The sequence below is a fragment of the Micromonospora sp. NPDC049171 genome (assembly GCF_040648275.1).
Classification (GTDB): Bacteria; Actinomycetota; Actinomycetes; order Mycobacteriales; family Micromonosporaceae; genus Micromonospora.
On sequence record NZ_JBEZDJ010000017.1, the window covers coordinates 137520 to 149847 of the forward strand.

Annotated in this window: 12 protein-coding genes; 4 read left to right on the forward strand and 8 right to left on the reverse strand. The window is 70.9% G+C overall.

Going from position 1 to position 12328, the window contains the following annotated elements; genetic code table 11:
* Nucleotide 1: 1 nt before the first annotated feature.
* Nucleotides 2–463 (reverse strand): peroxiredoxin, encoded by a 462-nt coding sequence (locus AB0B14_RS22070; RefSeq protein ID WP_357067508.1) that lies wholly within the window; start codon nt 461–463, stop codon nt 2–4.
* Between the two features lie 197 nt (nt 464–660).
* Between AB0B14_RS22070 and AB0B14_RS22075 the strand changes: the two genes are divergently transcribed.
* Nucleotides 661–1389, forward strand: coding sequence for an SDR family oxidoreductase (locus tag AB0B14_RS22075; RefSeq protein ID WP_357067510.1), 729 nt, complete (start codon nt 661–663; stop codon nt 1387–1389).
* 47 nt (nt 1390–1436) lie between these two features.
* Here AB0B14_RS22075 and AB0B14_RS22080 read toward each other — a convergent pair whose 3' ends face one another.
* The 3 genes from AB0B14_RS22080 to zwf all read right to left on the reverse strand — a co-directional run bounded on the left by AB0B14_RS22080 (nt 1437) and on the right by zwf (nt 4470).
* Nucleotides 1437–1562, reverse strand: a complete 126-nt coding sequence (locus tag AB0B14_RS22080) for a hypothetical protein (protein WP_357405466.1) — start codon at nt 1560–1562, stop codon at nt 1437–1439.
* On the reverse strand, nt 1559–2971 hold the full coding sequence (locus tag AB0B14_RS22085) for an OFA family MFS transporter (protein ID WP_357067514.1): 1413 nt from the start codon (nt 2969–2971) through the stop codon (nt 1559–1561). The genes AB0B14_RS22080 and AB0B14_RS22085 overlap by 4 nt, the downstream gene beginning before the upstream one ends.
* A 119-nt stretch (nt 2972–3090) precedes the next feature.
* On the reverse strand, nt 3091–4470 hold the full coding sequence (zwf, locus tag AB0B14_RS22090) for a glucose-6-phosphate dehydrogenase (protein ID WP_357067516.1): 1380 nt from the start codon (nt 4468–4470) through the stop codon (nt 3091–3093).
* Nucleotides 4471–4690: 220 nt separating this feature from the next.
* Here zwf and AB0B14_RS22095 point away from each other — a divergent pair, with 220 nt between their 5' ends.
* Nucleotides 4691–5473 (forward strand): alpha/beta hydrolase, encoded by a 783-nt coding sequence (locus AB0B14_RS22095; protein ID WP_357067518.1) that lies wholly within the window; start codon nt 4691–4693, stop codon nt 5471–5473.
* Between the two features lie 44 nt (nt 5474–5517).
* On the opposite strand, the gene AB0B14_RS22100 is transcribed toward AB0B14_RS22095, so the two are convergent.
* The gene (locus AB0B14_RS22100) at nt 5518–7131 is read right to left on the reverse strand and encodes a DUF885 domain-containing protein (protein WP_357067520.1); all 1614 of its coding nucleotides are present in this window, start codon (nt 7129–7131) and stop codon (nt 5518–5520) included.
* Between the two features lie 468 nt (nt 7132–7599).
* On the opposite strand from AB0B14_RS22100, the gene AB0B14_RS22105 reads away from it, so the two are divergent.
* On the forward strand, nt 7600–8601 hold the full coding sequence (locus AB0B14_RS22105) for a tyrosine-type recombinase/integrase (protein ID WP_357523881.1): 1002 nt from the start codon (nt 7600–7602) through the stop codon (nt 8599–8601).
* Nucleotides 8602–8625: 24 nt separating this feature from the next.
* Here the strand turns inward: AB0B14_RS22105 and AB0B14_RS22110 are convergent, their stop codons facing one another.
* Nucleotides 8626–9744, reverse strand: coding sequence for an NAD(P)/FAD-dependent oxidoreductase (locus AB0B14_RS22110; RefSeq protein WP_357523883.1), 1119 nt, complete (start codon nt 9742–9744; stop codon nt 8626–8628).
* A 53-nt stretch (nt 9745–9797) separates the two neighbouring features.
* Here AB0B14_RS22110 and AB0B14_RS22115 point away from each other — a divergent pair, with 53 nt between their 5' ends.
* Nucleotides 9798–10490: a TetR/AcrR family transcriptional regulator gene (locus tag AB0B14_RS22115; protein WP_357523885.1), complete on the forward strand. Its 693-nt coding sequence runs from the start codon at nt 9798–9800 to the stop codon at nt 10488–10490.
* 44 nt (nt 10491–10534) lie between these two features.
* Here the strand turns inward: AB0B14_RS22115 and AB0B14_RS22120 are convergent, their stop codons facing one another.
* Together AB0B14_RS22120 and AB0B14_RS22125 are read right to left on the reverse strand one after the other, a co-directional pair.
* Nucleotides 10535–11335, reverse strand: coding sequence for an alpha/beta hydrolase (locus AB0B14_RS22120; protein ID WP_357523887.1), 801 nt, complete (start codon nt 11333–11335; stop codon nt 10535–10537).
* A gap of 62 nt (nt 11336–11397) precedes the next feature.
* Entirely contained in the window at nt 11398–12177 is a 780-nt protein-coding gene (locus AB0B14_RS22125) for an endonuclease/exonuclease/phosphatase family protein (protein WP_357523889.1), read from the reverse strand.
* Nucleotides 12178–12328: the final 151 nt, after the last annotated feature.

Sequence of the window (12328 nt, forward strand, 5' to 3'; positions counted from 1 at the left end):
CTCAGCCGCCCAAGGCGCGCAGCGCCCGGTCCGCATGGTCGTTCATGCTGACCTCGCTGTGGATCACCTCGATGATCCGCCGGTCCGTACCGATCACGAACGTCATCCGCTTCATGCTCAACGGCCCCAACGGCACCCGCCGCCTGACCCCGAACAGCTGCGCCACCGTGCCGTCGACATCCGACAGCAGCGGATAGTCGAAACCGTGCAACTTCGAGAACTCGGCCTGCTTGGCCACCGGGTCCCGACTGATGCCCACCCGCGACGCACCCAGCGCCGTGAACTCCGCCGCCAGGTCCCGGAAGTGGCAGCTCTCCGCCGTGCACCCCCGAGTCATCGCCGCCGGATAGAAGAACAACACCACCGGCCCGGTCGCCAGGAACTCCGACAGCCGCCGCGGCGTGCCCGTCTCATCCGGCAGCTCGAAATCCCGCACCACGTCGCCGACACCCACACCCGCCACCGCACACCTCCGTTGTCCGATCGAACGCGCGGTGAGCGTAAGCGATCACACCCGGAACGCCGCCACCTCGTCGGCCTGGGCCCGCCCGCGCCGCGCCCGCCCGCCGCAGGTGACCCTCCTCCCGACGAACCCGGCCGCGCCGGTCACGGTAGCGTCGGCGCGACCGACGCGCAGCCGACAGAAGCTCGGGAGGCACCATGGCACCCGTCACCGTCATCACCGGCGGCGGCCGTGGCATCGGCGCGGCCACCGCCCGCCGCCTCGCCCAGGCCGGTCACCACATCGCCCTGTGCTACCGCCGCGACGACACCGCCGCCGCGACCGTCCTGACCGACCTGCGCACCGCCGGAGCACAGGCCATCGCGGTACGCGCCGACACCACCGACCCCGACCAGGTCGCCGGCCTGTTCGACGCCGCCACCCAACTCGGCCCCCTCACCGGCCTGGTCAACAACGCCGGCGTCACCAGCCCCATCGGGCCCTTCACCGAGCTACGCGTCGACGACCTGCGCCGCGTCGTCGACGTCAACCTCGTCGGCTACGTCCTCTGCGCCCAACAGGCCGCCCGCCGACTCACCGACGGCGGCGCGATCGTCAACGTCTCGTCGGCCGCCGCCACCCTCGGCAGCCCGGGGGAGTACGTGCACTACGCCGCCGTGAAGGCCGCCACCGACACCCTCACCATCGGCCTCGCCAAGGAACTCGCCCCCAGGGGCATCCGGGTCAACGCCGTCGCACCGGGCATCGTGCGCACCGACATCCACGCCGACTCCGGCGTACCCGACCGCGCCGACACCGCCGTCGGTCGCATCCCCCTGGGCCGCGCCGGTGAACCCGACGAGATCGCCGCCGCCATCGCCTGGTTGCTCGGCCCCGACGCCTCGTACACCACCGGCACCGTCCTGCGGGTCTCCGGCGGCCTGTGAGCCGGGGCGCGCGGCACCCCGGCTCACCGCTCAGGGCGTGCACACCCTCAGTGCGTGAACAGCTTCGCCGCCGTGATGACCGTCTGCACCACCCCGTAGCCGAGCAGCACCGCCACCACCAACCAGGAGATCCACAACCGGGCCTGCTGCCCGGATCGGCTGTCGTCGCTCATCGCGTGCCACTCCTCTCCGCCACGGTGTCCTCATCCACGCCACGCTCCGACGACGGTTCGTGGTAGCGCTGCGGCACCGGCCGCACCAGCAGGTTCGCCACGAACCCCACGGCCAACACACCCACCATCGTGAACAACGCCGGCCGGTACGCCGCCGCCGTCAACGAACCCGGCTCACCCTGCGCGTCGAGGAAACCGTTGACGATCAGCGGACCCGCGATCCCCGCCGCCGACCAGGCGGTCAGCAACCGGCCATGGATCGCACCGACCTGGAACGTGCCGAACAGATCCCGCAGGTACGCCGGCACCGTGGCGAACCCACCGCCGTAGAACGACAGGATCACGCACGCCAACAGCACGAACAACGCCGTCGCGCTCTGCCCGACCAGGGCCAACAGCGCGTACAGCACCATGCCGACCCCCAGGTACACCAGGTAGATCGGCTTGCGACCGATGACGTCCGACGTCGACGACCACACGAACCGGCCGGCCATGTTGAACAGCGACAGCAGCCCCACGAACCCGCCGGCCGCCGCCACCGACACCGCCGACGTGCCGTTGTCCCGGAAGAAGTCCTGGATCATCGGGCTGGCCTGCTCCAGGATGCCGATGCCCGCGGTCACGTTGCAGAACAGCACCACCCACAGCAGCCAGAACGAGCGGGTCCGCACCGCGTTCGCCGCCGACACGTTCGCCGTGGTGACAAGCGGTTTCGCCGCCACACTCGCCGGGTCGAACCCGGCCGGGCGCCAACCCTGCGCCGGCACCCGCACGTTCGCCACCCCGAACATCATGATCACGAAGTAGCCCAGGCCGAGCGTCACGAACAACCACACCAGCGCGCTGCCCGACGCCGTCGAGCCCGCGTTGGCCGGATCGTAGCCGGCGTCGAACAACGACAACAGTTGCCGCGACAGGGGAGAGGCGACCATCGCCCCACCACCGAACCCCATGATCGCCAACCCGGTGGCCAGACCCGGCCGATCCGGAAACCACTTGATCAACGTGGAGACGGGGGAGATGTACCCAATGCCCAGACCGATGCCGCCGAGCAACCCGTAGCCCAGATACAGCAACCACAACTGCTTCGTGGCGATACCCAGCGAACCCACCAGGAAGCCCGCCGCCCAGAAACAGGCCGAGACGAACATCGCCTTACGCGGCCCGTTCGCCTCCACCCAGGTCCCGGCGACCGCCGCGGACAACCCCAACATCACGATCGCGATGCTGAAGATCACCCCGATCGCGGTCTGACTGGTGTCGAAGTGGGCGATCAGCGAGTTCTTGTAGACGCTTGTGGCGTACACCTGACCGATGCAGAGGTGGATGGCCAACGCCGCCGGGGGAATGAGCCACCGGCTGTAGCCGGGCGGCGCGACGGTGTGCCGACGATCGAGTGCGGAAAGCATGCGCTGCTTCCTCTCCGACGAGGACGAGAGACGTCCCGCACAACGTGCCCACAGCACACCCAGGCGGCAAACCTCACCAGCGCCGGACGGTCCCGCCGCTGAGCTGAGCGGTCAGTCAGCTACCGCAGGTCCGGCGTGTGCCAGCCACCCGCCAACGCCTCGGCGTCCGCCGGACCCCAACTGCCCCTGTCGTACGACTGCACCGCCGCCGGCAAGTCCAGGATCGGCTCGACAACGCGCCACTCCTGCTCGATCGTCTCCTCGCGCGCGAAGCGCAGGTGCAGCCCATCCATCGCGTCGTCGAGCAGCCGCTCATACGCCTCCTGACGACGACCGAAAGCCGCGCCGAAGTCGACGGACAGATCCACCGGACGACTCGCCACCTCGGCACCCGGACTCTTCGCCTGGATCGACATCGTGATGCCGTCCCCACGCCCGAGCCGGAACCGCAGCAGATTCGCAGCCGTCGCCGTGCCCCGCTCGGCCGGGATCAGCGAACGCTGCGGCTGCTTGAACTCGACCACGACCTCCGTCGCCGTCCCCGGCAACGACTTACCGGCCCGCAGGTAGAACGGCACACCGGCCCAGCGGGGGGAGTCGACGGTCAACCGGGTGGCCACGAACGTCTCCGTGTTCGAATCCGCTGCCACGCCCGGCTCGTCCCGGTAACCGGCGTACTGACCCCGCACGGTGAACTCCGGCGACAACGGCACGATCTGCCGCAACACCGACACCTCCGCCGCACGGAACGCATCGACGTCCTCGCTGTCGGGTGCCTCCATCGCGATCAACGCGACGACCTGCAGGATGTGGTTCTGCAACACGTCCCGGGTGGCACCCACCGTGTCGTAGAAGCCGGCGCGGCCCTGCGTGCCGAAACCCTCAGCCAGGGTGACCTGGACGTTGTCAATGTGCTGGTTGTTCCACAACGGCTCGAACAACCGGTTGGCGAACCGGAAGGCATACAGACCCTCGACGGCCTCCTTGCCCAGGTAGTGGTCGATACGGAACACCCGCTCCGGATCGAAAGCCCCCCGCAGCGTCCGATCCAACTCGCGGGAGGACTCCAGGTCACGCCCGAACGGCTTCTCCACGATCACCCGACCCCGATCGGCCAGACCGGCCGCCGCGAGACCCTGCACCACGGCACCGAACACCGCCGGAGGGATCGCCAGATAGAAGACCGGCCGCTCAGCACCCCGCAGACGCTCGGCCAGCCGCTGGTACGTGGCCGGATCCGCGTAGTCACCCGAGATCATCGACAGGTTGTGCGCCAGCACGTCGAAGGTCTCGTCGTCGACCTCGTCGTTGGCCTCGGCGACCGACTTACGAGCCGTCGTGACGAGCTGCTGATCATCCCAGGGGGACCGGGCCACGCCGATCACCGGGACATCGAGGCGGCCGCGCCGAGTCAACTCGTACAGCGCCGGGAACAGCTTCTTCGAGACGAGGTCGCCGGTGACGCCGAACAGCACTACCGCATCTGAGCGCATGTGCATGGCACTTCCATTCGATCACGTTGTCCTGATCTTCCGAACGGACAACGGCACGACCCGTACCGAGAATTCCCCGGCGGCCGGCGCGCGTGAGGTCGGCGACAGCGACGGCGCCTACCGTGCAGGCTTACCGACCCGATGGACCAGCGCCCTCCACCATCCCCTTCACCGCACCGCCACGGCATGAGACGTTGGTGCACCACCACCACCCACAAGGACTCCCATGAACCTGGCGTTCCACCAAACAGCGGCAACCGGACCAGCGGTGGTGTGCCTGCCCATGTTCAGCCTGAGCCGCGCCGCCACGGCCGCCGCCTTCAGCCCCGCCCTCGCCGGCGCGGGCCTCCGCGAGATCTACCCGGACCTGCCCGGCCACGGAGAAACCCCCGCGAACTGCGCACCCACCTCCCAGGCAGTGCTGGACACCGTCTGCGCGTGGCTCGACCACCACCTCGACGCACCGGCCCTACTGGCCGGCGGCTCCTACGGCGCGTACCTGGCCGCCGGCATCGCACGCCAACGACCCGACCTCGTCCGCGGCCTGCTCCTCGTCTGCCCCGGAGTCACCATCGCCCGCGACAGCCGCGACCTGCCCGACGACCCACCGCTCACCGCGCCCCCGGGCTGGCTCGACGCCGCCCCCACCGCCCTGCACCAGCACTTCGACGCCGCCCTGGGCCAGCGCACCCCCGAGGTCGTCGCGACGGTGCTCGCGGCACTGGACTCCGGCGGCCCCGGCGACGCGACGTTCCAGCAGAAACTGCAGTCCAGCCCCGACTACGCGCTGCCCGACGAGACCACCGAGGTCGCCTTCGACGGCCCGGTCACCGTGCTCACCGGCCGCCAGGACCGGATCGTCGGCTACGCCGACCAGTTCCGCGCCATGCGCCGCTATCCCCGCGGCACCTACACCGTGCTCGACGCGGCCGGACACTACCTCCCGTACGAACAGCCCACCCCGCTGCGATCACTCACCCAGGACTGGCTGCGCCGTACGCACACCTGACAGCGCGAGCTGGGGGAGCGGGGCCGTGCACGAGTGGTGCCCGGTCACCCTGGAAGGGCGGCCGTCAACTGATCCAAGCCCAGCGAACCCAGCTCCAGGGCCTGCCGATGGAATGCGCGCCGGTCGCCGGGGAAGGACGAGCGGCCTGCCAGCCACACCCGCTCACCCACCTTGTAGGTCAGTGCCTGCCCTGGCCGGCCCAGATAACGCGCGAGTTCGGCGGACGCGTACGGCCCCTGGTGGCAGCGGTCCCGCAGCAGCGCCAGCGCGGCATCCGGCGTCCACACCGCCCCGTCACCTGAGGGCATCGCAAGTCGCAGGTGCAGGCCGATGTCGAGCACGACCCGTGCCGCCCGCAGCAGCTGCATGAACAGGTACCCCAATCGTGCACCCGGCTGCTCGTAGAACCCGAGCTCGTCCATGAACCGCTCGGCGTACAGCGCCCAGCCCTCCTGGCTGCCCGAAAGACCGCCGAGCAGGTTCAGCCGCTGCCCGAGACCTCCCCGGCAGACCTCGGAGCCGAGCTGGAGGTGGTGGCCGGGGACACCCTCGTGGTAGGCGGTGCTGTGGGCGTACCAGGTGGGGAAACTCGCCGCGTCCTCGGGGAGGGACCACCAGATGCGACCCGGTCGCGTCAGGTCCCGCGACGGCCCGGTGTAGGCAATGCCGGACGACGTGGTCAACCGCGACTCGATGCGCCGCAGCGGGGCGGGGATGTCGAAGTGGACGCCGTCCAGCCGCTCGGTGGCGGCCTCCAACAGCTCCTGCAGCCACGCACCGAACGCCTCCCTGCTGTGCAGCGTGCCGGGCGCGTCGGGGCTGGCGAACCGGGCGAGCACCTCTGGCACGCTCCCGCCCAGCACGTTCGCCTCCGCGATCAGCTCTGCCTCGGTCGCCCGGAACTCGTCCCAGCCCCACTCGTACAGCTCGCGCAGGTCGGGCTCGGCGGCGAGGAAGGTGCGCACCCAGAGCGCGTACCGCTGCTGGCCGAACGCCTCCTGCGCAACGGCCCGCGGTGCCAGGTCCGCGGTCAGCATCTCGGCCAGTTTCCGGTACGCCTCTCGCGAGCCCGTCGCCGCGGCCTGCAACGACGCCCGCTGACGCCCCTCGCCGTAGCGATCCACCAGGGCGACATCGTCGTCGACCCAGTTACGGCAGCGCTGCGCGACGAGCTCCACCTGACGGCGCGCCGGCAGATTGCCGCGTTCCGCGGCGAGGAGAAGACTGCGGGCGTACCCGTCCAGGGCCGCGGGGATCGCGGCCAGGCGTGCGCCGACCCGAGCCCAGCCCTCCTCGAAGGCCGCGCCCTCGGTGCCGCGGCCGGGTACCGCGGCCTCGACGGCCTGGCGGATGAGCTGGGGCGGACCGGTGGCCGCCGCGTGCAGTTCGCGCAGATCCTCCCCGGCGTCGTGGATGGCGACACGCGTGTGCAGCCGTTCCGCGAGGTGGGCGTACAGCGGGGTCGCGGCCGGCGGTGCGTCACCCAAGATCTCAAGCTGGCGCAGGGCGCGGGCGGCGAGGTCGGCGCGGGCCTGGTGGCCCTCCGGGCTGTAGTCGGTAAGCCCGTCGACATCCTGCTCGCCAGCCTCGACGACCGCTGTGCAGGGGTCGAGGCCAGCCATGTCGCACAGGAGTCGATCCGCGAAGTCCTCGATCACGCCGGCAATGCTAGGGCGTTGCGGGGTGTGCCGCAGCAGCGCCAGAGCCGATTCGATAATGCACATTATGTAAAGTAAGCCGGGTTGGCTGGTCCCCTCGCGGTCTTCGGTCGCGCGTCAGGCCCGGCGGGCAGGCATCCTCATCGGATCGGACGAGGCGCGCGTCGACCGGCGGAATGCGGTGGCGCGCCGACCGGCCAGGCCGGCCGTTCTCGCGGTGGTGCCGGCTGCGGCGCGTGTCGGGCAGGTGTGGCATTGGGTGCCTGTCGAGCTGCCCGATGATTGGGTCATGGCTGCTCGGCGCCGCGACGGGCTGCCCCGCAGTCCGCGGACGACCCGCCCCGTCAGTGGGGCAGCTCGACAGGCGCTCAACAGCAGGCGGCGACGGCCCTGGCCGCCTGAGCGAGGCCCCGCCTCTCCCCTCGCTCACCCTTCCCGGAAAGGCGAAAATGCTGCATAATATCCCTTATGCATGACAAAAAGGACGAATCGCTCGGGATGCTGATCGAGGAGTTCCTGACCGCCCGGGCCACCCGCAAGCCCTCCCCGCACACCCTGGACGCGTACCGCCGGGATCTGCACACGGTGGCCGCCCTGATCGCCGAAGATGCCGCCCCTCCCCTGCCCCTGGCCGCGCTGTCGATCACCGACCTCTCCCCCCGGGTGATGCGCGCGGCCTTCGCTCGGTTCGCCGCTCCCCGGGCGGCCGCGTCGGTGCACCGGGCCTGGTCCACCTGGAACAGCTTCTGCTCGTTTTTGGTGGCCGAGGGGCTGATGGCGGGCAACCCGATGCCGGCGGTCGGGCGACCTCGGGCACTACTCCCCCAGCCGAAGCCGCTGCGCGGCACGGACACCCCCGAGGTGCTGCTCGCGTCGGTGGCGCGCGACGACGGCCGGCAGCGTGACCCGTGGCCGGAGCGGGACGTGGCGGTGTTGGCGGTGGCGTTGTGCGCGGGGCTGCGCCTGTCGGAGCTGCTGGCGTTGCGGGTTGGTTCGCTGGTGGGTCGGCCGGGTGAGCGGCGCATCGAGGTGGCCGGCAAGGGCGGGCGGCCCCGGGTGGTGCCGATCGAGTCCGATCTGGATCGGGTGGTGGCGGACTACCTGGACAGTCGGCGTCGGCGCTTCGGGGTGCGGTCGGTGCGCTCCGATTCGGCGTTGCTCGTGGATCGGCAGGGTGAGCCGCTACGCCGTGGTGGGCTGCAGTATCTGGTGGAGTCGTGTTATCGGCGGGCGGGCATCGGGGACCGGGTGCCGCGTGGGGCGCGGCTGCACGCGTTGCGGCACACGTTCGCGACCCGGTTGGCGGAGGACGGGGCGAGCGCGGCGGAGATCATGCGGTTGTTGGGGCACGCGTCGTTGGCGTCGTCGCAGACGTACATCGAGGTGACGGCGGGGCAGCAGCGTGAGGCGGTGCGGGCCAACCGCACCAATCGGGTGTTGGCGTCGCTGGTGGGGGTGGACCGGGATTGAGCGGGTGGCCGCGTGGTGCTGGGGTCAGGATGGTTGGACGTCGTCGAAGAGGGCGAGGGCTTCGGCGGGGTCGGGGCTCACGAGGCGTTCCAGGCCGGCTGTCGTGATCTTCGCCCAGGTGGCGGCTCGTGCCCACATCTGTTCCTCGAAGGCGCGTACGGCCTGGTCCAGGTTTTCGGGGTTGGCGGCGATGGCTTCGGCGAGTTCGGCGCCGTCGAGCATGGCGAGGTTCGCGCCTGCGCCCAGTGGTGGCATCAGGTGGGCGGCGTCGCCCAGTAGCGTCACCCCGTGGACGTGGGTCCAGGTGTGGGATTCGGGCAGGACGTAGAAGGGGCGGTGGACGAAGGCGGTGCCGTGGCCGAGGAGGTCGAGGAGGGGCGGGGCCCAGCCGTCGAACAGGGCCAGCAGGCGCGTTCGGGTGGCCTCGACGTCGGTGGGGTCCAGGTCCGCGTGCCAGTCCAGCGGGGCGCGGAGTTTGGCGTACACCTTGACGTGGCCGCCGCTGTTGCGTTGGGCGACGAGGGATCGGTTGACGCCGTAGGCGGCCACTGAGCCGTCGCCGATCAACTGGGCGAGGTCGGGGTGGCGGGTGTCGATGTGGTCGAGGGAGGTCTCGACCGAGGTGACGCCGGTGTAGTGCGGTGTGACGGGTGAGACTGCCGGGCGGACGCGGGACCAGGCGCCGTCCGCGCCGACCACGAGGTCGAACGTCTCTTGCCGTCCGTCCGCGAAGTGGACAGGGGTGCCGTCGGCGGTCCTGGGCAGCACCTGTGTCACCTCTCGCCCCCACTGCGTGTCGAGTGTGTCGAGCAGGAGGTCGCGGAGTTGTCCGCGGTCGATTTCCGGGTTGGTCTGTTCGTCGGGTCGGGGTTGCCAGTCCCGCAGGACGGTGCCGGCGGTGTCCAGGATGCGCATGGCCTGCCCTTCGGGGCGGGACAGTGCCTGGAAGTCGGCGAGCAGGCCGGCTTTGTCCAGTGCCAGTTGGCCCAGCCCTTCGTGCAGGTCGAGGGTGCCGCCTGGGGGGCGGGCGTCGGGTGCGGGGTCGCGTTCGAGGATGGTGACGGGGTGGCCGTGGCGGTGCAGGACGCGGGCGAAGGTGAGGCCTGCGGGGCCACCCCCGACCACCGCGATACGCTGTCTCATAGCGATACACCGTATCGGGCTCGTAGAATGCGTCGCAACAGCAGGGAGTGACCATGACGGTGTGGGACCGGCCGGAGCCGCCGGCTCCCCCGGTGCCGCTCGACCGGGAGCGGATCATCGCGGCCGCCGTCGCGCTGGCCGACGAGGGTGGGCTGGAGGCGGTGTCGTTGCGCAAGGTCGCGGCCCGGTTGAACGCCGGCCCGATGCGGCTGTACGGGTACATCTCCACCAAGGACGAGCTGTTCGACCTCATGGTGGACGAGGTGCACGCCGAGCTGCTCCCCGGGGAGCTGCCCGGTGAGTGGCGGGAGGCGTTGCGTGTCCTCGCCCACCGCACCAGGCGGGCTGTTCTGCGGCACGAGTGGCTGGCCGACCTGCTCGGTGGTCGCCCGACCCTGGGGCCGAACGGTTTCGCCGTGACCGAGGCCAGGCTGGCCGCCCTCGACGGTCTCGCCGACGTCGACACCGTGCTGCGGGCCGTGGAAACTGTCAGCGCCTACGTCACCGGTGCGATCAGGCGCGAGGTCGCGAACCTGCGGGCCGAGCGTGCCACGGGCCTGTCCAAGCGCGACTGGCAGCGCGCCTCCGGCCCGCACCTGACGACGATGTTGGCCACGGGCCGCTTCCCGGCGCTGAGCAGGGCCGTGCACGACGGCGCGGAGGTGGACGCCGAGGTGTCCTTCGCGACCGGTCTGGACTGGGTCCTCGACGCCGTGGCCGCCAAGCTCACCCGACCGCCGGCGTAGCGCTCAACCGCCCGCTGACCGCGACCGGCGAGCGTCCGCGCCGGTCAGCGGGCGTGCCGCAGCGCCCAGTCGAGGGCGTGGTCGGCGATGTGCTGCCAGCCGTGCTGGGCGGGCAGCAGGTGGGCGTACCCGTCGTAGAGCTCGACCTCGGTGATGGTGTCGCCCTGGTAGTGCGCGGCGTTGGCGCGTTGCACGCTGGGCGGCATGATGTGGTCTTCGGAGCCGGAGATGAACAGCAGCGGGGCGCGTTTGTCGTTGTGGTAGTCGACGGCGATGTCCTGCGGGCCGGGCAGCAGGTTGGCCAGGACGCCGTCCCAGAGGATGCCGCCGGCGGCGGGGATGGCGTAGCGCTCGTACAGGGCGCGGGCCTCGTCCTCGTCGAAGGTGTTGGTGAACGCGTAGTTCCACTGGTCGAAGGTGAAGCCGACGGCCCGGTGCCGGTTGGCGGGGTTTTTCAGGACCGGGAAGGTGGAGCGCAGCTGCGAGAAGGGGGTCACCGTGACGCCTTCGGTGGGTGCGGAGTTGAGCACGACCGCCGAGGTGCCGTACCCGCGGTCGAGCAGCACCTGGGTGAACGCCCCGCCGGCGGAGTGGCCCATGATGATCGGCGGTGTGGGCAGTGCGTCGAGTACGGCGCACAGGTGCGCGATGATCTGCGGCGCGGTGAGTGTCTCCAGGGGGCTGGGGTCGGCGTTGATCGCTTCGACCTCGGCTTCCAGCCCGGGGTACGTGGGGGTGAGCACCTGGAAGCCGTTGGCCCGGTAGTGGGTGGCCCAGTGTTCCCAGCTGCGGGGGGTGACCCAGAACCCGTGGATGAGCACGATCGTGTCCGGTGTGTCGCTCATGGTCAGCTCCGTGGCGGTGGTGGTTTCCAACCTACGCACTGCCGGGCGGGTGGCCGGCGGGTTCAGCCGAGGTCGACCAGCAGGGGGCGGTGGTCGGAGACGGTGGACGGTGGTGCGGTGACGGCCCGTACGGGTGGGAGCTGGTCGAGGGTGTGCCGGTCGGCGAGGATGTGGTCGAGTTGCACGCGGGGCTGCCCGGAGGGGTAGGTGGGGCGGCGGCCCAGGGGGTGCCAGCCGGAGATGAGTCGGGCGGGGCCGGCGGGCAGGTTGAGGTCGCCGAGCAGGATGCGGGGGCCGGGTAGTGCGCGCAGGGCGCGGACGGTCTGGCGCAGTTGGCGGGCGTTCCAGCCGGGTACGAAGGACAGGTGGGTCGCGGCGACGGTGAGTGGGCCGTGTGGGGTGTCCAGGACGGCGGCGAGGACGACGCGGGGTTCGTCGTGCAGCAGGATGAGGCCGCCGCGGGGGCCGGGTACGTAGACCGGGGATCGGACGGGTGCGGGCTTGAGTCGGGTGATGTGCCAGCTGCGCACGGGGTGGCGGCTGATCAGGCCGATGCCGTAGCAGGGTTCGCCGTGCCCGTCGTCGTCGTGGCGCAGTGGGCGGAACTGTTCGCCGGGGGTGCCGACGAGGGCGGCGGCGAAGCGGTGCTGTGGTGCGTCGAGGGCGTGCGCGGCGATGGTGGTGAGGTCCAGGTTGCCGCTGCGGTGTTGGTCGCGGTCGACCTCCTGGAGGGCGAGGATGTCGGCGTCGAGGGCGCGGACGGCGGCGGCGAGGCGGTCGGAGTTGACGAGCCCGTCGCTCAGGGATCGTCCGTGCAGCACGTTGAAGGTGGCCAGGCGCACGTCTGCACCCTACGTCCCCGTGACAGGGTTACCGGGTGGCGAAGGTGTTGCTGTGTTCCGTGCTGGTGTTCGTGGCGGTCGGCGCGTTGGGGGTGTGGTTGCGGCGTTCCCGGGGTCGCTGACCGGGTGAGGCTGGCCACTCCGGTGCCGG

Excerpts from the sequence above, each read along its gene's own strand:
- AB0B14_RS22075 (WP_357067510.1), top strand. The coding sequence starts at position 661 with ATGGCACCCGTCACCGTCATCACCGGCGGCGGCCGTGGCATCGGCGCG.
- AB0B14_RS22080 (WP_357405466.1), bottom strand. The coding sequence starts at position 1,562 with ATGAGCGACGACAGCCGATCCGGGCAGCAGGCCCGGTTGTGGATCTCC.
- AB0B14_RS22085 (WP_357067514.1), bottom strand. The coding sequence starts at position 2,971 with ATGCTTTCCGCACTCGATCGTCGGCACACCGTCGCGCCGCCCGGCTAC.
- zwf (WP_357067516.1), bottom strand. The coding sequence starts at position 4,470 with ATGCACATGCGCTCAGATGCGGTAGTGCTGTTCGGCGTCACCGGCGAC.
- AB0B14_RS22095 (WP_357067518.1), top strand. The coding sequence starts at position 4,691 with ATGAACCTGGCGTTCCACCAAACAGCGGCAACCGGACCAGCGGTGGTG.
- AB0B14_RS22105 (WP_357523881.1), top strand. The coding sequence starts at position 7,600 with ATGCATGACAAAAAGGACGAATCGCTCGGGATGCTGATCGAGGAGTTC.
- AB0B14_RS22110 (WP_357523883.1), bottom strand. The coding sequence starts at position 9,744 with ATGAGACAGCGTATCGCGGTGGTCGGGGGTGGCCCCGCAGGCCTCACC.
- AB0B14_RS22115 (WP_357523885.1), top strand. The coding sequence starts at position 9,798 with ATGACGGTGTGGGACCGGCCGGAGCCGCCGGCTCCCCCGGTGCCGCTC.
- AB0B14_RS22120 (WP_357523887.1), bottom strand. The coding sequence starts at position 11,335 with ATGAGCGACACACCGGACACGATCGTGCTCATCCACGGGTTCTGGGTC.